Source organism: Inquilinus sp. KBS0705, assembly GCA_005938025.2.
GTDB lineage: Bacteria > Bacteroidota > Bacteroidia > Sphingobacteriales > Sphingobacteriaceae > Mucilaginibacter.
In genome coordinates this window covers 469,598-488,916 of record VCCI02000001.1, presented here as the reverse complement: position 1 = coordinate 488,916, position 19,319 = coordinate 469,598, and the positions used below count along the sequence as shown (strand labels likewise).

The following is a 19,319-nucleotide window of genomic DNA, read 5'->3' as shown; positions in this document are numbered from 1 at the left end:
TTTATATATGCAACGAGTTTTTAAGGTACTTGCTGCTTTTGGCTATACTTTTATAAGGATCGATATTGGTAAAGTTTTCCTGCTCAACAATATAATGCTGTATGCCCGCTACGCGTGCCTTGCTTAATATGTTGGCAAAATTAATGGTGCCGTTGCCTATTTCGGTATTCAGCTCATTGTTGCCTTTGTCCATATCCTTAATGTGCACCATAGCAAAACGGCCGGGGTGTTTTTCAAATATCTTAACCGGATCGTGGCCTGCGCGTACCACCCAGTAAATGTCCATTTCCATGCTTACTAAGCGCGGGTCGGTATGGTCAAGTATGGTATCGTAAAAGGTAGTGCCTTCGGTTTCTTTCCACTCAAAATTATGATTGTGGTAGCCCAGCTTTAAACCGTGTGTTTTGCATATTTCGGCAGCTTTGTTCAGTTTATCGGCAATGGTCCTGAAATCGGCAGCGGTTTGTATAAACTTATGATCTAATGATGGTACTACAATATAGGTTTGGCCGGTAGCCAGGGCAGCTTCAATATAGCTATCAAACTCGTCCATTTTGCCGCTACCAAAAAACTCGTCAAGCCCGTAGTGGCCGCTTGGTGTTTTAAGGCCGTTAGCCTTTAGCAATGCACTAAATTCTTTGGCGCTTAGTCCCCAAAAGCCGTTTTGTTTTGAGTAACCAAAGGTTTCTACCTCGCTGTAACCAGCTTTGGCTACTTTGGCAATTACGCCTTTAACATCTTTAGGTAATTCGTCGCGCAAGCTATATAGTTGCAGGCCAACGCCGTTTTTAGTTTGGGCCGATAATAAACCCGGTGCAAGCACCATTCCGGCAGATACAAGGCCCGCCTGTGCTAAAAAAGTTCTTCTGCTTGTCATTTATTTTTTTGGTTTGATAACGCTTTATAGACGTTATTTAGATGTAATAGTTTAAACGTCGCAAATTTGAATTGCTTTGCGCAACGACCCGATCTTATCTTTTTGTTTAGGCACAAATTCCTGGCCTACATAGCCTTTGTAACCCGTTGCCACAATAGCCCTCATTACCGCGGGATAAAACAGCTCTTGTGTGTCGTCAATTTCGTTACGGCCTGGTATACCGCCTGTATGGTAGTGGGCAATATACTGGTGATGGTCGGTAATGTTGCGGATGATATCGCCCTCCATAATTTGCATATGGTAAATATCAAACAACAGCTTAAAGTTTTCCGAATCCAGCCTTTTGGCCAAGTCTGCACCCCATGCGCTGTGGTCGCACATATAGTCTTTATGGTCAATTTTGCTATTCAGCAGTTCCATTGTTAACACTACTTTATGTTTTTCGGCTAAGGCTAAAAGCGGTTTTAAACCTTCTATACAGTTTTTTAACCCGGTTTCATCGTCCATACCGCGGCGGCTGCCACTAAAGCATATCAGGTTGGTATAACCTGCTGCTGCAACCAGCGGTATCATATCGCTGTATTGCTTTATAAGGGTGCTGTGGTATTTTTTATCGTTAAAACCCTCGTTAAGCCCTATTTCGGCACCATTGCAAATAGGCGACCATAGGTCGTACTTTTTAAGAATTGGCCAATCTTTAGGGCCGCAAAGGTCAATACCTTTAATGCCTATCTCTTTGGCAGCAATACAAAACTCTTCCATAGGAATGTCGCCGTAGCACCAATGAGATACCGAGTGGTTAATGTTCCCTTTTAATTTTCCATCCATTTCAACTTCGTTTTCTGCGGATGTGGTAAATGATGACAGCATACCTGCCGCGCCAATGGCTGCGGTGCCTGCCAGCATATTTTTTATTGCCGATCTTCTGTTTGTTGCCATAATTATACCTCTAATCTTCCTTTAGGTTCTTCGATATCTAAACCGGTTTTATTTTGAATTTGGTTAGTGTCTTTAAAAAAGATAACAAATACCAGGAACACTAAGGCAGCTATACCTGCAGGTATCAGCCAAATGGTTGTCCAGTTATGGGCGGTTGCCGATATTTTGTATTTATCAACTATAGGGCCCGATATGTACGAGCCTATTAGCATACCCACGCCATAAGTGGCTAATGTGATAAAACCCTGCGCGGCGCTTTTAAAGCGTTCGCCGGCCAGGTTATCGGTGTAAATTTGGCCCGTCACAAAGAAGAAATCGTAACATATGCCGTGCATAACTATACCTGCTATCAGCATCCAGTAATTTGAACCGGTATCGCCATAAGCAAAGAAGATATAGCGTAATACCCAGGCTAGCATACCAACAGCCAGCATTTTTTTAACGCCAAGGCGTACAAAAAACAAAGGCATAAGGGCCATAAACACCAGCTCGGATATTTGCCCCATTGATTGCTTACCCGCGGCGGCTTTCATACCTACCTCGTTTAAAAAAGGGTTAGTAAAGTTGTAGTAAAACGCCAGCGGTATACAAATTGCCACCGATGCCAAAAAGAACGTCAAATACGACTTATTTTTTAATAAACCTATCGAATCTAAACCCATAATATCGCTCATGGTGGTTTTTTGACCTTTTTTAGCCGGAGGCGTTGATGGCAGCGTAAAGCTTAACACACCCAATATTAACGAGGCGATAGAGGCCATTTTAAACGTTAATACCAGTGAATTACTTTGCTCCCAACCTAACCAACCAATGGTTAAACCTGCAATTATCCAGCCTGCTGTGCCAAATACACGAATAGGCGGGAACTCCTTACTTGGGTTAGCCATTTGCTTAAACGACACCGAGTTTACCAATGCCAGAGTAGGCATGTAAACGATCATGTAAGCTAAAATGATAGGGAAAAATCCATCAAAATTTGGTATAGTGGTGATGTAGTACAACAACGCCGCACCTGTTAAATGTAAAATACCCAAAACCTTTTGGGCCGAAAAAAACCTATCGGCAATAAGGCCAATAATAAAAGGTGCTATAATAGCCCCCCACGATTGTGTGGCATAGGCACTACCATTTTGAACGCCCGTTGCGCCCAATGTTTTGCCCAGGTACGTGCCCATTGTTACAAACCATGCGCCCCAGATAAAAAACTCCAGGAACATCATAGTAGATAACTTAACGCGTGTTGTTACGGTCATAATTGGTTTATTTAGTAATTGGTTATAGGTTTATTTTACTGATAAAATATACTTCACCATTTCTTTGGCGTCGTCTAATTTCAGGTCGGGGTGTGGTGTCATGGCTATGTTGCCCCAGTTACCGCTACCGCCTGATATTATTTTTTTAGCCAGTTTTTCTTCGTCGGCCGATGTGTATTTTTTAGCTACATCTGCAAACGCAGGCCCTATTACCTTTTCGTGCTCTTTGTGGCAGGTGGCGCAATCGCTGCCTGCTATTAAACTTGCACCTTTGTTTGATGGTGTGCCAGATGCCTTATCGGTACCTATATTGTTTACGGCGGTATCTTGTGCCGCGTCTGAATTATGTGCTACAGCAGACTGGTCGGTTGCTTTTGCACTATCTGCTTCTGATTGGTCTGACTCACCTGGTTTAGGGCCCCCACATGCTGCCAATGCTACACTTATGCCCAATACGATAAAAAACTTTTTCATGATGTACTAATTTTTATATTCCTAATTTATATTCCTATTAATGATTTATTAAACGCTTCGTCGCTGCCTGAGGCCGCGAAATCGTCAAAGGCACGCTCAGTTACCCTGATGATATGATCTTTTATAAACTGGGCGCCTTCGCGTGCACCATCTTCCGGGTGTTTAAGCGCGCATTCCCATTCTAATACTGCCCAGCCCTTGTAATCGTACTGGGTTAGTTTGCTAAATATCGATTTAAAATCTACCTGCCCATCGCCTAACGAACGGAAACGGCCCGCGCGATCTATCCAGTTTTGGTAGCCACCATAAACACCCTGCCTGCCGGTAGGGTTAAATTCGGCATCCTTTACGTGGAACATCTTTATGCGCTCGTGGTAAATATCAATGTACTCCAGGTAATCCATTGCCTGTAATACAAAATGCGACGGATCGTAAAGTAAACAAGCGCGTTTGTGGTTGTTTACCTTATCTAAAAACATCTCGTAGGTTACGCCGTCGTGCAGGTCTTCGCCCGGGTGTATCTCATAACAAAGGTCTATCCCATTCTCGTCGAACACGTTAAGTATAGGCTCCCAGCGTTTACCCAGTTCGGTAAATGCGGTTTCAACCAACCCGGCGGGGCGCTGCGGCCACGGGTAAACCATATGCCATATCAGCGCGCCACTAAAAGTTACGTGCGCATTTAAGCCTAAATTTTGCGATGCTTTTGCAGCATACTTTAATTGCTGTACCGCCCATTTGGTTCTTTCGGCAGGGTTGCCATGCAGTTCTTTTGGGGCAAAAGCATCAAATAGGCTGTCATAGGCCGGGTTTACGGCTACTAATTGCCCTTGCAGGTGTGTAGATAGCTCGGTTATTTCTAAACCGGCGGCATTTACTATACCTTTTATTTCGTCGGCATAGGTTTTGCTTTCGGCAGCTTTTTGCAAGTCGATAAACCGGGCATCGTTTGTTGGCAGCTGAACACCTTTGTAACCCAAATCACTTGCCCATTTGCAAATAGATTCGAGGCTGTTAAACGGTGCCTCATCGCCAATAAACTGTGCTAAAAATATAGCAGGTCCTTTAATGGTAGTCATTGTGTTATACTTTATAATCGGTCCACTTTTCGTTACTCTGGTGCGAAGCCACAACATTATCAATAAATGCCATGCCCCTAACCCCATCATCTATTCCCGGGAAATCCAGCCACTCGGGCTGCGGTGTAACACCTTCTATCTTAGCGCTTAATGATAAAGCGAAATTGCGGTATAAGTTGCCAAATGCCTCCAGGTAACCCTCGGGGTGGCCGCCCGGTGTACGGCAGTTATGCGTAGCATAGCTTGACAGGCGACCTGCATAGCCACTCCCCGCGCGTAAAATTTCGGCAGGTTTATCCAGCCATCTTACTATAAGGGTATTTGGTTCCTGCTGTGCCCACTCTAAGCTGCCGTTTTCGCAGTATACACGTATTTTTAGGGCATTCTCTTCGCCCGCTGCAATTTGCGATGCTATTAAAGTGCCGGTAGCATTATCTTCAAAACGTAATAGTATAGCACCATCATCATCCAGCATACGGCCCTCAACCACTATGTTTAACGATGCGCAAAGCTGGGTAATTTTTAAGCCGGTGATGTATTCTGATAAATGAGCAGCATGCGTGCCAATATCGCCCATACAACCGCTTTTCCCCGATTTTTTTGGATCGGTACGCCATGCAGCCTGTGCATTGCCTTCGCGCTCGGATAGTTTGCTTAACCAGCCTTGTATATATTCGGCATATACTTTACGTACTTTACCCAAAGCGCCGCTTTTTATTAATTGCTTAGCCTCTTTTACCATTGGGTAGCCCGAATAGGTATGTGTAAGCAACAACATTAAGCCGGTTTCTTCTACCTTTTGCTTTAGCTGTTTAGCTTCATCAAGGGTAAAGGTTACGGGTTTTTCTATTACAACGTTGTAGCCATTCTCTAAAGCCTGCATTGCCGGGGCAAAGTGGGCAAAGTTTGGGGTTACTATGGTTACAAAATCCATCCGTTTATCAGCCGGCTGTGACGCCTCGGCCTTAAACATTTCATCATAGGTGTTGTAAATGCGGTTTGGTTCAAGAAACAGCATTTTGCCGCTTTCCTGCGCTACATCGGGGTGCATGCTTAAGGCGCCGCAAACCAATTCAATCTGGCCGTCCATGTTAGCTGCAATACGGTGAATAGCCCCTATAAAGGCATCTTTACCGCCGCCTATCATGCCCATGCGCAATTTTCTTTTGCTCATAAATTTTAGATATAATACATTTTAACACCCCCGCTGCAAATTAAGCCGGGAGATTTTAAAAGTATAAAAATTAGGTTAAAAAATAAAGCCCTCTTTGCTAAGCAAAGAGGGTTTTACAAGATTTAGGACAATGCCCAGGCTTTGTCGCCCTTTTTGTATGGGTAATTGCCATCGTACTTACCGGGTACCGGCAAATAACGCAATGCCTTGGTGGCCCCAACTTCGGATGTGAAGTAGCCTAACAAAGTTAGTTGCTTCATCATTGTAAAGTAGTGGTTAGGGTCTTCGGGCTTTTTGGTTTTATTGAATTCCTTTTGCTCTTTATCCAGTTCGGTAAGCAATTCGGTACGTTGTTTGGCATCAGCCTCTAAAAAAGTTTTGTTAAACTTCTTTTTGCTGGCTTCATCCAATTCGCTAACGCCCTTTTTAAATATTTTTTGGTCATCGGCTGTGTAGCAATCGCGTACCATTACTGCCATAAAACCACCTACATTGGCTGCCTTAGCGCCGGGTGTTGATGTTTCGGGAAGTATGGTTTCGCCCACCTCGTTTAAAAAAGCGGTGGTATCTTTTGCAAACAGGTCGTCGGTATTAACCGAGCTGCCCGATTTACAGCTTGATATAAAAAGCTCGGCTCCTATCACCGTACCCCCTAATATCAAACCAACTCTGCTTATCGCATCTCTTCTATTCATTTTATTGTGATTATTGAATTTTAGAATGTTAATTATTTGATCAATGGGTTAAATTAAGCCTTTAACTCAAACCCTTTAGTGTATTCGCGTTTTATGTACTGGTTAACATCGTCAAAGTTGGTTACCTTCATTGCCGAGTTATCCCAAAGCAATTTAATTGTACCGCCTTTTAATTCGTGGCCGCGTACTGCAAGGTTAGCCATCAGCAATGCTTCGGTAAGCGGGCCAGCTTTGTCAAAAGACGAGCTTAGCTCAGTTTTACCATAGCCAGCCAAACAACCTTCAACCCATTGCGCGTAGTGGCCATTTGCGCCACCCGGCACACGGCTATACTTTTGTGGAGCTTTTGCACTTGCGGTAAGATCTTTTGGTAGTAATGTAGCAGCATCAGAATAGGTGCTGGCATACATTTTTCCTTTTGTACCTATAAACAATGTTCCGTTACCTTCTTCGCCGCCCCATTTTTCGCTTGCGCCTAATTCGGATGGTCTTTCGGGCTGTATGCCACCGTCCATCCAGTGCAGGGTAACATCGCCTTTTGTTTTATCGGTTTTAGGGAAAGTTAAAGTAATGTGGCTTGACGGAGGGCAGCTTTCAGGGAAGTGGCCTTGTTTAAATTCATCGACATAAACACTACCCACACTGGCCTGTACATCTTTAGCATATTGTATGCCCAGTACCCTAAACGGAGCTTCTACCAGGTGGCAGCCCATATCGCCTAAGGCACCGGTACCGTAATCCCACCATCCGCGCCAGTTAAACGGCACTAATTTATCTACATAATCTTTATAAGGCGCGGTACCTAACCACAGGTTCCAATCCAGCTCTTTTGGCACTTCGGCCTTAGTGGTTGGCCATTGTATGCCTTGTGGCCATACGGGGCGGTTTGTCCAGCAGTAAACGGTATGTACATCGCCAATCAAATCGGCATCATACCATTCAGACATTAAGCGTGTGCCATCATTTGATGCACCCTGGTTACCCATTTGAGTTACCACTTTATATTTTTTAGCGGCATCGGTCAATAAACGCGCTTCCCAGATATCGTGCGTTAACGGTTTTTGCACATAAACGTGCTTGCCCAGTTGCATAGCATGATAAGCTATTAAAGCGTGGTTATGATCGGGGGTTGAAACAGATACGGCATCAAAATTCTTGTGCTCTTTATCATACATTTCGCGCCAGTCTTTATAATACTTGGCTTTAGGGAACGATGCCCTTGATTTTGCAGCGCGGCGGTCGTCAACATCGCAAAGGAACGCGATGTTTGCCTTGCCACTTTTTGCAAAATTGGCAATATCGCTTTCGCCTTTACCACCTGCACCTACACCAGCTACATTAAGCATATCGCTTGGCGCGGTATAACCTGTGCCGCCCAATACAAAGCGCGGAACGATCATGATACCTGCCGCAGCTAACGAACTTTTCTTTATAAAATCCCGCCTTGAGGAATTTTCTACAGTAGATTCTTTCTTTTCAGTCATGGTTTTTACCGGTTAAATGTTTCCTTTTTTAAGTTCGCTTACAGCAAAATCTGCAGCGCGGGCAGTTAACGCCATATAGGTTAATGATGGGTTTTGGCAAGCTGCCGAAGCCATTGCGGCACCATCGGTAACAAATACGTTTTTAGCATCCCAAACCTGGTTGTTACCATTTAATACCGACGATTTTGGATCGCGGCCCATGCGGGCTGTACCCATTTCGTGAATACCACGGCCCAATACAGGGTCGGTTGTGTAGGTTTGTACATCCTTAACACCGGCATTCTCTAATATCTCTTTAGCGTCGTTCATCATATCGATGCGCATTTTACGCTCGTTTTCTTTACACTCGGCATCGATAGCTAAGATAGGCAGGCCCCATTTATCTTTCTTGTTCTTATCAAGATAAACACGGTTTTCGTGATATGGCAATGTTTCGCCAAAGCCACCCATGCCCATTGACCATGCTCCCGGTTCAGATAGTGCATCTTTAAAGGCACCGCCGATGTTCATTTCGGCAATGTCCCTGCTCCACCCCGAGCGGCTTGCGCCACCCTGGTAACCAAAGCCACGTATGTAATCGCGTTTTTCGCCATTAAGGTTTCTAAAGCGTGGTATGTATATACCGTTGGCACGGCGGCCATAGTAATATTTATCTTCGTAACCTTCTACACGGCCACCTGCACCAACACCTAAGTGGTGATCCATTAAGTTATGACCTAATTGACCGCTGCTGCTGCCTAAGCCACCTTCCCAAACATCAGTAGCCGAATTTAATAATACCCATGCGCTGTTTATGGCCGAGGCATTAACAAACACTATTTTGGCGTAAAACTCGTATGTTTTGTTGGTTTCGGCATCCAATACCTCAACGCCTTTAGCCTTTTTAGTATCCTTATCATATAATATGCGGGTTACTATTGACCATGGGCGAACGGTTAAATTACCAGTTGCCATTGCAGCCGGTAATGTAGCCGATTGCGTACTGAAGTAAGCGCCAAACGGACAGCCCAACCAGCATTTGTTACGATACTGGCAGTTTGTGCGGTTGTTATGCGGTACAGTAATATTAGCCGTACGGCCAATGATCATGTGGCGTTGTTCTTTATAATACTCTTTAACACGTTTTGCTACGTCTTTTTCTACCACGTTCATATCCATCGGTGGCATAAAATCACCATCCGGAAGGATAGGCACGCCATCGCGGTTACCGGATATACCGGCAAATTTTTCGGCATAGCTATACCATTTTTCAAGGTCTTTATAACGTATAGGCCAGTCGGTACCAATACCATCTTTTAAGTTAGCCTCAAAATCGGTATCGTGCCAGCGGTACGATTGCCTGCCCCACATTAACGAGCGGCCACCTACATGGTACCCTCTAAACCAGTCAAAGCGTTTTATTTCGGTATATGGGCTTTCTTTTTCGTTAACCCAGTAATCAAGGTTAGTTTCATTTAAAGGATAATCGCGTTTTAAAACGGGGTAATCCTCTATCATTTGTTGCGTACGGCCACCACGGTGAGGGAATTCCCACGGTGCCTTGTTTGCATTTACATAATCCTTGATGTGCTCGATATTTTTGCCGCGCTCTAACATAATGGTTTTCAGGCCCTTCTCGGTTAGTTCTTTGGCAGCCCAGCCGCCCGAGATACCTGAACCAATGACGATGGCGTCATAAGTGTTTGTAGACATAACAGTATGGTATTAAGATAAATTTGTTTAGTAATTGGTTACTTCGCCTAATGTATGAATAAAAATTATTTTCCAAATATATTTTCATTGTGTTTTATTAACACAATGCCGGTATATCCCCCCTACCCCCTAAAGGGGGCTTTTTATTCCCCCTTTAGGGGGTTAGGGGGCCAACTATATATTACCCTTTTTCATTTCGCTAACCGCGTGGTCTACCGATCGGGCGGTCATGGCCATATAGGTAAGCGATGGATTTTGGCAGGAAGTAGATGTCATGCTGGCCCCATCAGTAACGTAAACGTTTTTGCAGGCATGCAAACGGTTCCACTTATCTAACATTGATGTTTTAGGGTCGTTACCCATGCGCACACCACCCATTTCGTGAATATCCAGCCCCGGTGCGCGATGATCGCTTTCGGCCCTGATATTTTTGAAACCGGCAGAGGTGAACATCTCTGTCATTTGCTCAATATAATCCTTCTTCATTTTTTCGTCGTTATCATCATAATCGACGGATATTTTTAGCAGAGGTACCCCCCATTGGTCTTTTTGCGATTTATCGAGGGTTACGTAATTGCTTTCTTTGGGTATGGTTTCGCCCATCATGTGCGACCCTACTCCCCAGTTGCCCAGTTCTTTTTTGGCTAGGTTGTCTTTAAGCGTTTGGCCTATGCCATCGGAGTTATCTGTACCGCGGCGATAGGCGCTAAAACCTGCGGCATAACCGCGTAAAAAGTTGGTCTCCTGCTTATACACATTGCGGAAACGTGGTATATAGCCACCACCTGCCGGGTTGCGCCCGTCAGTTGTCCATTCTTTAAAGCCATCATATTCCGCACTGATGTGTGCCGAATAGTTATGGAACGCTACATACTTGCCCAAAACGCCACTATCGTTACCCAAACCATTAGGGAAACGGTTTGAGGTTGAATTTAACAACACCAGGTTGGTATTTAATGCTGCCGCGTTAACAAATATCACATCGGCAAAGTATTCTATAGCTTGTTTGGTATTGGTATCAATAATACGAACCCCTGTGGCCTTGCCTAATTTCTCGTCGTATATGATCGACTCAACCACCGAGAATGGCCTCAAGGTACACAAACCCGATTTTAACGCCCACGGAATGGTAGATGAGTTAGCACTGAAATAACCACCAAAGGGGCAGCCGCGCTGGCAAAGGTTACGTTCCTGGCATTGGCCCCTGCCCTGCTCTAAATGTATAGGGTTGGGCTTTGACAAATGCGCGCAACGGGCACTTATTACATGCCTGTTTTGATAACTTTTTTTAACGTGCTTACTAAAATAGTCTTCCACAGCGTTTAGCGGGAAAGCCGGCAGAAACTCTCCATCGGGCAGTTCGGCAATACCATCGCGGTTGCCGGATATGCCTGCAAATTTTTCTACATAGCTATACCAGGGCGCAAGATCGCTGTATCGGATGGGCCAATCTACCGCGAAACCATCCCGGGCAGGGCCTTCAAAGTCAAAATCGCTCCAGCGCTGGGTTTGTCTCGCCCATAATAACGATTTACCGCCTACCTGGTAGCCGCGTATCCAGTCAAAGGGTTTTTCCTGTACATAGGGGTGCTCTTTGTCCTTTACAAAAAAGTGCGCCGCATCTTCGCCAAAGGCATAGCAACGGTTAACTATTGGGTTAGCTTCCTGTACTTCGGTTGGTATTACGCCATGGTGCGGAAACTCCCAGGGGTATAGGTTGGTGGTTGGGTAATCTTTAAGGTGTTTAACATCGCGGCCGCGCTCAAGCACAAGGGTTTTAAGGCCCTTGCCCGTTAATTCTTTGGCTGCCCAACCGCCGCTCATCCCCGAACCTATAACGATAGCATCGAATGTTCTGCTTTTAACGCTATCTATATTTAAATTAGCCATATATTAAACTGCCTGCTTTTTTACCGGGAACCAGGCATTATACCTGCCGGGTACCAATTCATAAACTACCTGTTTGGTCATAAAATACTGCGATGTGGTATAGCCAAACACCGTAAGCCCCTTAACCATATTATAAAACACTGCAGATTTTGCAGGTTCATCCTTTTTACCGTTTTCGGGTTTGGGTTTTTCCATACTGCTTATAAATGCGGTACGCTCCTGCTGGCTGCAATCGTTAAACGAGTGGCCGTATTGCTTTTTAACCGCGTCGTCAAACTCGTCAAGGCCGGCTAAAAAGGTTTCCTGCTGTTGCTTTGTGTTGCAATCATCAAGCATTTTAAAAATAAACAGGTTAATGCCCAGCTCTTTAGCGCCGGGTGTATTTGTTTTTGGCAGTATGGTTTCCGCAACGTTGCTTACCAGGTTTTCCTGGTCGGCATTAATTTTAAGGTGCTTTAACTGCACAACAGGTTTACCCTTATCATTATTTAAGCACGACGGTAAAACCGCCGCGCTTGCTAATACTAAGGCCATGTTACGGATGGCTATACGCCTATTCATGGTGGTATTCAATTTTATAAAGAAATGTTAGTGTATAAATAACACGGTTTATGAAAACGAAAGGTAAGTTTTATGAATTAATATCCCCACTTTTTCATGGTTTGTAAATCAATTTTTACACAATCTATCGGATCCATCCCCTGGTACGATTCCTGCTCGATGATCAAATGCACCGTTCCTGATTTTTTGGCTGCCTTTAAAACATCCTTTACAGGTAACACACCTTTACCAATAATGGTACTTTCGTAGCCGGTTCCTTCGGTATTGGTGGCGCTTTTTATCTCATCCTTAACGTGCATCAATTCAAAACGGCCCGGGTATTTTTCAATCAGCGATTGTGCCGAATTCTCTCTGCCGTACATGTTACCAATATCCAATTGCTGGGCAACTAAGTTAGGATCGGTATTTTGCAGGATGTAATCAAACAGGCGCATATCGCCTACCATGGTGGTAAATTCAAAATCGTGGTTGTGGTAGCCAAACTTCATGTTCGATTTTTTACACAGCTCGCCGCTTTTGTTAAAAATATCCATCTGGCGTTTCAGGGCGTCCTTATCGTGGCGCACGCTGTCATCCAGCCATGGGCTTATCACATATTTTTGGCCCAATACGGCCGCGTCTTCTACGGTGTATTTCCATACATCGGTAAAGTCGTTTTTGGCGGCATCCCAGTGCTGGGTGGTCATTACGGTGTGGCCGCTTGGCATTTGCAAGCTTAGGTCATCTAATATCTTTTTAAACTCGGTTGCGCTGTAGCCATAAAACTTACGGTTAATGTAGTTGGCATGCTCTACCCTGCTGTAACCCATATCGGCTATTTTTTTAAGCGTACCCATTGGGTCGGCTTTCATGGCATCGCGCACCGAGTATAACTGTATACCCACGCGCTGTATTTTTGCCGCCGCGAAAACACTATCGGGCAGTAAAGCAGCGGCGGTTACAGCTACTGCACTGTTTTTTAAAAAGCTTCTTCGTGATGAATTCATTTTATTTTGAGATTTAGTTTTTTGCTGTTGGAAATATAGGAAATAATAGGTCGGAATTACTTACAAATGCCAGATGTTTACTATCTGGCGCCCACGATGGGGTATTAATGGTACCCTGCCCGCCGTATAAATAAGCCACCACTTTTGACGGCCCGCCCTCAATTGGCATTACCCTAAGGTATACATGCTTATAAAAAGGGTGATCGCCGGGGGCCACTTCGTTTTTAAGGAAGGTGATATACACTATCCATTTACCATCGGGCGATATGTGCGGAAACCAGTTATTAAAATCATCGTTGGTGATTTGGGTTTGCTCGGTGCCATCGGCTTTCATGCGCCAAACCTGCATTAAGCCCGACCGTACCGAATTAAAGTAAATGTACTTGCCATCGGGCGTGTATTCGGGTCCATCATCTAAACCGGGTGTGGTAGTCAAGCGTTCTTCAGGCCCGCCTGCTGCAGGTATGCGGTAAACATCATACTCTTTATTACGCTCGCCGCAAAATACCAGGTATTTACCATCGGGCGACCAGCCATGCATATACGATGCGCCTTTACCGGTTTGTGTAACCTTGCGGGCCTCACCGCCGGCTGAGGGCACTACATAACCTATTGAAGGGCCGCCATCGCCGCTGCTAATGGTTAGCCATTTACCATCAAAAGATAGTACATGGTCGTTATTATTATTTTTGGCGGGGTTGGTATTTAAAACGGTGGGCGTATTGGTAGCCAGGTTGTATTTATATAACGAGCCTTCGCTATTATATATAAGCGCTTTGCCATCTACCATCCAGTTTGGTGCCTGTAACGATTTTGGCGACTGGTAAATAATACGGCTGCTTTGGTTATCTACGTCCAGCACCTCAATACTGCTGCCTAAGTATTGTTTATACGGAACAAGGGTTGCACCTGCCGGCTGCACTATACGCGTATTGCTGAATACTGCCTGCTCAGACACTTCGGGGTTATGCGAGCAAACAAATATGCCCACGTATACTTCGTCGCCCAGGTCAAGATCTATTTTTTCTTCAGGGCCAAATACATCGCCCTGGCGCGCCGCGGCCATAGTATAGGTATTGCCTCTTCTTTCCAGCTGCACTACGCCTGCACCGGTAAGTGCCATTTTTTGCTCCTTTGTGCTGTCATTTGCCGCTTTACGGTATTGCAACGATGTAAGGCCATCGCCATGAACCACAGCATTAACATGGGCCGAATTACCATCTAACGATTTACGTACCATTAAACCAAACTTGCGGTGAGCCTCGGTTCCTTTACCTACAAATGTGGCGTTGGTGCGTAGTATAAAATCGCCTTTTATCTTTTTCCAAACAAAGTGGAACTCATCCTTAGTAAACCATATATTGGTGCCAGACCCGGTTACTGTGTATTGCTGTATTTTGGCATCATAAACGGCGCTACCCTTATGTTTAACAGGGCCAACATCGGTGTTGCCGTCAAATATACCGACCGTTTGCGCGTAACTGCTTTGCGCGCACAATAACATTACCAGCAAGCCGGTAAATAAGCTTGTAAACTTTTTCAAGATGAGATTTTTTAGGTTTATGAATAATTGGACTACTAAGTTAGCTATTCATTTATAAAAATCATAGGTTAAAAATTGCTTTTAAACAAAAAAGGAGATGCAAATGCATCTCCTTTTTTACTTTCCCTGCCATTGCAGGTAATATAGTATCAGGTTTGGTTAAACTTGCTCAACAGCATAAATCTGCTTGCCGGTAACCGGGCAAAAAACCAATTCGGCTTGTGGCTTGGCTGCAGGTTTAACATAGTCTTTTAAAAACTGCTGTTTCGAGTCTTTATACTGGCTTACGGCACCTATAAGGCTCATAAATTTAATGTAGTAAAAAGCGGTATCTATTTGGTGGGCCTTAAAACCCGAGCGCGCGCTTTTTGGAAAAAGGTGATGGTTATTGTGCCATTCGCCGGCCACATAACCTGGCCAAAGCTGGTTTACCGACATATCCTTACGGTTATAGTCGATACCTTCGCGGCGCTTATCCTCGCCCTTACCGTGCCCCTCGTAATTAAAGGTACGCACACCTACTGCCCATATACCGGCCGCACCAAAAATGGCACAAGCCAAAGGCAAACCGCCTAATAAAAAGAATACGGTGAACCAAAACGCCCAGTTAGCAATTACGCCCACTATGGTGTGGAAAGGGTTAGCTACCGAACCATATTTTTGATACTGCGCATAGGTATTTGCGGTTACACCGGTATGCTTCATTAAAGCAAGGCAGCGGTTATAATCCTTTTCGTCCATATTACGGTTAATTGGCTGGTGGTTTGCATCAGCTAAAAAGCAATATAAAAACCCGCCCTGTGCGTTGTATGGGTCGCCCGGTTGGTCAGACAAAGCATGGTGCACGTGATGCGATATAGCATATATCTCTTCGGGGATGATCTTTAGGGTAAGATTTTGAGTAAAAAACCTCCAAAAGTTGTTCTTGAATTTATAAGCGCCATGGGTGCAGTACCTGTGGTACCAAATGGTGCCATGTGTACCCATCACCATCATGCTGTATACAAACGCGATGATAAGGCCCTTAATTGAAAAATATTTGAATATAAATAGTAGCAGAAATGGCGTTAAGCAAACAACCATAAACCAGGCTAAAAACGAAAGCCAGTTTTTTTTGTCGGCGAAAACGTTAATTCTTGATACAAATTCTTCGAGGATACGACCGGGAGAAGGTTTTGATAGGTCGCCATTTTCATCTTTCCACCCATAGGATGGTTTTTCAAGCACATCGTGTATAAATGCCATTAGTAACGGAAGATTAGTTTATATAATTGGGGTTGTATCTTTTGATAACGGATGAAAGATATGTATAAATAACAGATAATCGTTAAATAAATTAATAAATAATTAAATTGTCAGCTAAATGTCTGGTTTATTGCAACATTTGTATGACAATCCACCTATCATTTAAACTTCGGCAGGTTATGTACGTCATTAGGCAAACAAAGCCCCATCCATGATAAAGTACGTGCTATTCACCCTCCTTAGTTTTTTATTTATACAAAATACTTTTGCCCAACAGCCACGTGCCGTAAGCGGTACCGTTGTTGATAGCCTTGGTTTTGTACCCGCCGTAACTGTAAAACTGATATCTGACAAAGACAGCCTCATCGTATCCAGCGATGTAAAGGGTGGGTTTTACTTTGCAGCTGTTAAGGCAAAAAACTTTAAAATTACCATAAGCGGTTTAGGCTACCAGCAGGTTACCCGCAAGTATGCCATGGATAACGATACCAAGCCAATTGTTTTAGACCCTATAAAGCTTAAACTGCAAATAAACCTGTTAAACACAGTTAACATTACCGCTATTAGCGCCAACCCCATTACTATTAAAGAAGATACCGTTGAATACAAGGCCAGTGCCTATAAAGTGCGCGATGGATCGCCTGTTGAAGACCTGCTTAAAAAGCTGCCGGGCGTATCGGTAGATAAGGATGGCAATGTTACCGCCCATGGTAAACAGGTAACCAAGGTGCGGGTAAACGGCAAAAATTACTTTACCGGCGATGTGCAAACCGCAACGCAAAACCTGCCGGCCGATATTGTAGAAAACATACAGGTAATTGATGATTACGGCGACCAGGCCAACCTAACCGGCATTAAAACCGGCGACCCCGAAAAGATATTGAACATTACCATACAAAAAGGCAAGCGCACCGGCCAATTTGGCCAGGCAACCGTTGGGGCCGGTAACGACGACCGTTACCTGGCACGCCTGTCGGCCAATACTTTTAAAGAAGACAGGCAGATATCCCTTATCGGCACTATTAATAACACCAACACCAACTCGTTTAACCTTGGCGGCGGCGGTGGTGGCGGGGGTCGCGCAGGCCGGGGAGGCGGCGGCGGTGCAGCAGCCGGTGGTGGCCTTAGCACCGCCAACGGCATTACCACCAACCGGTCGTTAGGTTTTAACTATAGGGATGAGTGGGGTAAAAAAATTACGGCTTATGGCAGCTATAGCCTTGCCGATAAAGACAAATACACCACCAGCACATCGTTGCAACAAAACCTTTTTCAAAATGGGGCCATCATTAATAACGATAACAGCATAGGCCGCAACAACAGCGTTAACCACCGGTTAGATTTTAATATAGAATACCGCATAGATACCGCCAACTATTTAAAGATAAACCCAAACTTTTCTTACAGCACATCAAAGGATAACACTACCGATGATTTTAGTAATACCCGCAACAGCACCCTAATTACCGGCAACGAACTGGCTTTAACCAATACCACATCGCCCAGCGGGGGCATTAGCTTGCTGTTTAATCATAAATTCAACAAGAAGGGGCGTAATTTTAGCATTAATACAGGCCTTAATTATTCAAAAAACACCCAGGACCTTAACGACCAATACACCACGCAGCAGGATAGCATTATAACGCCGCTGTTTCAGCAGATCAACACCAACAACAATTCGTCAAGGGCCAATATCAGTTTGTCGTACACCGAGCCTGTGGGCAAATCAACCTACCTGGAGGCTAACTATGCCTACAACTATACCAATACAAATAATAACCGTTACAACTACCGTGTAGACCCAACAACCGGGGCGCAAGTGTATGTAGACTCGTTAAGTACGCTTTATAATTACCAATTCATCACCAATCGCTTTGGTTTAAACCTGCGCGGGGTTAATGTAAAATATAATTACACGCTGGGTATGGCCGTGCAGCCTGCCGAATTGAATGGCGAATCGCATAATTTCAGCACATCTACCCATACTTTTAACTACATACCTACGGCGCGGTTTAACTACATATTTAAAAAGAACCACACACTTGCTTTAAATTACACAGGCAGCAATAACCAGCCAGGCTTTACCCAATTACAATTGCAGCCAGATTTTAGCAACCCGCAAAACCGCATTTATGGTAACCCCAACCTAAAGCCCGAATTTAGCAACAACATTGCTCTGCGCTACAACCAGTTTGATATTGCCAGCGGTAACTCACTGTTCACCAACTTAGCATATAATACCACGCTTAATAAAATTGTTACCAATACATCGCCGGTAAGTAATAACAACGGCAGCGCTAATAACACCGTGCAGGAAACGCGCTATATTAACACCAACGGCTTTTATTCGCTTAGCGGCAACTATGCCTTCTCAAAACCATTTGCCAACCGCAAGTATACCGTAACCCTTAACGGCGGGGCAAATTTTAACAACAACATATCGTTTATTGAGGATGAACGCAACGAGGGCAAAAACTGGGTTTGGAACCAGGGTGCCAAACTAAGGGTAGATATTGACAGCCTAATGGATACCGAAATAAGCGCCAACTACAGCATTAATACCACCAAATACAGCTTGCCATCGTCTATAAACACCGATGCAAAAACCTGGACATTAGGGTTTGACGGGCGAAACTACTTTTTTAACAACCTGATATTGGGCTATAACTTAACCCAAACCTTTAATAATGGCTTTAGCAGTACGGTTAAAGCCAACCCCACCCTGCTAAGCACTTATGTTGAGTACCAGTTTTTGAAAAAGAACATAGCGTCGCTGCGTTTTCAGGCGTTTGACCTGTTTAACCAAAACACCGGCGTATCGCGCGTGGTAAGCGGCAACCAGATCATAGATACACGCACCAATCGTTTGGGCAGATATTTTATGCTTACATTTACCTTACGGTTGCAAAAGTTTGCCGGCAGGCAAGGCGGCGGCCGCAATGGCGGTGGCGGTAAACGCTTTGGCGGCGGCCGTAGCAATAACCAATAAGCTTAAAGGTAAAATGATAACAGAGAAGTTTTACACCTCAAAAAAAGGGATATTTATATACATGCCCATTACCTTGCTGCTGGTGATGGATGCGGTTTATATATATAATAAACAATATACCGCGGCCGCGCTAAGCCTGGCTATTGTAGGCGTTGTACTGTTCCCTATTTTACTGAACACCAATTACACCATTACTACCGATGCTACCTTACGTATAAAATGCGGCCTGTTTTTAAACCTGTTGATACCTATTGCGTCTATTAAAAAAATTGTACCTACTAAAACTATTTTAAGTTCGCCGGCATTATCGTTAGACAGGATAGAGATATTTTACAATCAGTACGATTCGGTAATCATCTCGCCCGAAAACAAAGAGGATTTTATCATTCAGCTGCAACATATCAACCCGGCCATACATTACGAGCAATAAATCGATAA

At 44.3% G+C, this 19,319-nt stretch carries 16 protein-coding genes; 2 read left to right on the top strand and 14 right to left on the bottom strand.

Going from position 1 to position 19,319, the window contains the following annotated elements:
• Window position 1: 1 nt before the first annotated feature.
• The 14 genes from FFF34_002260 to FFF34_002195 form a co-directional block, all read right to left on the bottom strand.
• The gene (locus FFF34_002260) at window positions 2–877 is read right to left on the bottom strand and encodes a sugar phosphate isomerase/epimerase (GenBank protein ID TSD66246.1); all 876 of its coding nucleotides are present in this window, start codon (window positions 875–877) and stop codon (window positions 2–4) included.
• A gap of 51 nt (window positions 878–928) precedes the next feature.
• The gene (locus FFF34_002255; protein TSD66245.1) at window positions 929–1,816 is read right to left on the bottom strand and encodes a TIM barrel protein; all 888 of its coding nucleotides are present in this window, start codon (window positions 1,814–1,816) and stop codon (window positions 929–931) included.
• A 2-nt stretch (window positions 1,817–1,818) separates the two neighbouring features.
• On the bottom strand, window positions 1,819–3,069 hold the full coding sequence (locus FFF34_002250) for an MFS transporter (GenBank protein TSD66244.1): 1,251 nt from the start codon (window positions 3,067–3,069) through the stop codon (window positions 1,819–1,821).
• A 30-nt stretch (window positions 3,070–3,099) separates the two neighbouring features.
• Complete coding sequence (locus FFF34_002245) at window positions 3,100–3,543, bottom strand: c-type cytochrome (GenBank protein TSD66243.1); 444 nt, start codon at window positions 3,541–3,543, stop codon at window positions 3,100–3,102.
• Between the two features lie 26 nt (window positions 3,544–3,569).
• Window positions 3,570–4,622, bottom strand: a complete 1,053-nt coding sequence (locus FFF34_002240) for a sugar phosphate isomerase/epimerase (GenBank protein TSD66242.1) — start codon at window positions 4,620–4,622, stop codon at window positions 3,570–3,572.
• A 4-nt stretch (window positions 4,623–4,626) separates the two neighbouring features.
• Window positions 4,627–5,775 carry a Gfo/Idh/MocA family oxidoreductase gene (locus tag FFF34_002235; GenBank protein ID TSD67939.1) on the bottom strand — a complete coding sequence of 383 codons (1,149 nt, stop codon included), beginning with the start codon at window positions 5,773–5,775 and terminating at the stop codon, window positions 4,627–4,629.
• 143 nt (window positions 5,776–5,918) lie between these two features.
• The gene (locus FFF34_002230; GenBank protein ID TSD66241.1) at window positions 5,919–6,491 is read right to left on the bottom strand and encodes a gluconate 2-dehydrogenase subunit 3 family protein; all 573 of its coding nucleotides are present in this window, start codon (window positions 6,489–6,491) and stop codon (window positions 5,919–5,921) included.
• 53 nt (window positions 6,492–6,544) lie between these two features.
• Window positions 6,545–7,975, bottom strand: coding sequence for a Gfo/Idh/MocA family oxidoreductase (locus FFF34_002225; protein ID TSD66240.1), 1,431 nt, complete (start codon window positions 7,973–7,975; stop codon window positions 6,545–6,547).
• A 12-nt stretch (window positions 7,976–7,987) separates the two neighbouring features.
• Window positions 7,988–9,667, bottom strand: a complete 1,680-nt coding sequence (locus FFF34_002220) for a GMC family oxidoreductase (GenBank protein ID TSD66239.1) — start codon at window positions 9,665–9,667, stop codon at window positions 7,988–7,990.
• A 174-nt stretch (window positions 9,668–9,841) separates the two neighbouring features.
• Window positions 9,842–11,557, bottom strand: a complete 1,716-nt coding sequence (locus FFF34_002215; protein ID TSD66238.1) for a GMC family oxidoreductase — start codon at window positions 11,555–11,557, stop codon at window positions 9,842–9,844.
• A 3-nt stretch (window positions 11,558–11,560) separates the two neighbouring features.
• Window positions 11,561–12,118 (bottom strand): gluconate 2-dehydrogenase subunit 3 family protein, encoded by a 558-nt coding sequence (locus FFF34_002210; GenBank protein ID TSD66237.1) that lies wholly within the window; start codon window positions 12,116–12,118, stop codon window positions 11,561–11,563.
• 77 nt (window positions 12,119–12,195) lie between these two features.
• Window positions 12,196–13,104, bottom strand: coding sequence for a sugar phosphate isomerase/epimerase (locus FFF34_002205; protein ID TSD66236.1), 909 nt, complete (start codon window positions 13,102–13,104; stop codon window positions 12,196–12,198).
• Window positions 13,105–13,117: 13 nt separating this feature from the next.
• Window positions 13,118–14,608, bottom strand: a complete 1,491-nt coding sequence (locus tag FFF34_002200; protein TSD67938.1) for a biopolymer transporter TolR — start codon at window positions 14,606–14,608, stop codon at window positions 13,118–13,120.
• 198 nt (window positions 14,609–14,806) lie between these two features.
• Window positions 14,807–15,892 carry an acyl-CoA desaturase gene (locus FFF34_002195; GenBank protein ID TSD66235.1) on the bottom strand — a complete coding sequence of 362 codons (1,086 nt, stop codon included), beginning with the start codon at window positions 15,890–15,892 and terminating at the stop codon, window positions 14,807–14,809.
• 211 nt (window positions 15,893–16,103) lie between these two features.
• Here FFF34_002195 and FFF34_002190 point away from each other — a divergent pair, with 211 nt between their 5' ends.
• Window positions 16,104–18,881, top strand: coding sequence for an outer membrane beta-barrel protein (locus FFF34_002190; protein TSD66234.1), 2,778 nt, complete (start codon window positions 16,104–16,106; stop codon window positions 18,879–18,881).
• Window positions 18,832–19,311, top strand: coding sequence for a hypothetical protein (locus FFF34_002185; GenBank protein TSD66233.1), 480 nt, complete (start codon window positions 18,832–18,834; stop codon window positions 19,309–19,311). The genes FFF34_002190 and FFF34_002185 overlap by 50 nt, the downstream gene beginning before the upstream one ends.
• Window positions 19,312–19,319 lie beyond the last annotated feature (8 nt).

Excerpts from the sequence above, each read along its gene's own strand:
- FFF34_002240 (TSD66242.1), bottom strand. The coding sequence starts at position 4,622 with ATGACTACCATTAAAGGACCTGCTATATTTTTAGCACAGTTTATTGGC.
- FFF34_002195 (TSD66235.1), bottom strand. The coding sequence starts at position 15,892 with ATGGCATTTATACACGATGTGCTTGAAAAACCATCCTATGGGTGGAAA.
- FFF34_002235 (TSD67939.1), bottom strand. The coding sequence starts at position 5,775 with ATGGGCATGATAGGCGGCGGTAAAGATGCCTTTATAGGGGCTATTCAC.
- FFF34_002230 (TSD66241.1), bottom strand. The coding sequence starts at position 6,491 with ATGAATAGAAGAGATGCGATAAGCAGAGTTGGTTTGATATTAGGGGGT.
- FFF34_002205 (TSD66236.1), bottom strand. The coding sequence starts at position 13,104 with ATGAATTCATCACGAAGAAGCTTTTTAAAAAACAGTGCAGTAGCTGTA.
- FFF34_002220 (TSD66239.1), bottom strand. The coding sequence starts at position 9,667 with ATGTCTACAAACACTTATGACGCCATCGTCATTGGTTCAGGTATCTCG.
- FFF34_002260 (TSD66246.1), bottom strand. The coding sequence starts at position 877 with ATGACAAGCAGAAGAACTTTTTTAGCACAGGCGGGCCTTGTATCTGCC.
- FFF34_002225 (TSD66240.1), bottom strand. The coding sequence starts at position 7,975 with ATGACTGAAAAGAAAGAATCTACTGTAGAAAATTCCTCAAGGCGGGAT.
- FFF34_002200 (TSD67938.1), bottom strand. The coding sequence starts at position 14,608 with ATGTTATTGTGCGCGCAAAGCAGTTACGCGCAAACGGTCGGTATATTT.
- FFF34_002215 (TSD66238.1), bottom strand. The coding sequence starts at position 11,557 with ATGGCTAATTTAAATATAGATAGCGTTAAAAGCAGAACATTCGATGCT.
- FFF34_002250 (TSD66244.1), bottom strand. The coding sequence starts at position 3,069 with ATGACCGTAACAACACGCGTTAAGTTATCTACTATGATGTTCCTGGAG.
- FFF34_002245 (TSD66243.1), bottom strand. The coding sequence starts at position 3,543 with ATGAAAAAGTTTTTTATCGTATTGGGCATAAGTGTAGCATTGGCAGCA.
- FFF34_002210 (TSD66237.1), bottom strand. The coding sequence starts at position 12,118 with ATGAATAGGCGTATAGCCATCCGTAACATGGCCTTAGTATTAGCAAGC.
- FFF34_002255 (TSD66245.1), bottom strand. The coding sequence starts at position 1,816 with ATGGCAACAAACAGAAGATCGGCAATAAAAAATATGCTGGCAGGCACC.
- FFF34_002190 (TSD66234.1), top strand. The coding sequence starts at position 16,104 with ATGATAAAGTACGTGCTATTCACCCTCCTTAGTTTTTTATTTATACAA.
- FFF34_002185 (TSD66233.1), top strand. The coding sequence starts at position 18,832 with ATGGCGGTGGCGGTAAACGCTTTGGCGGCGGCCGTAGCAATAACCAAT.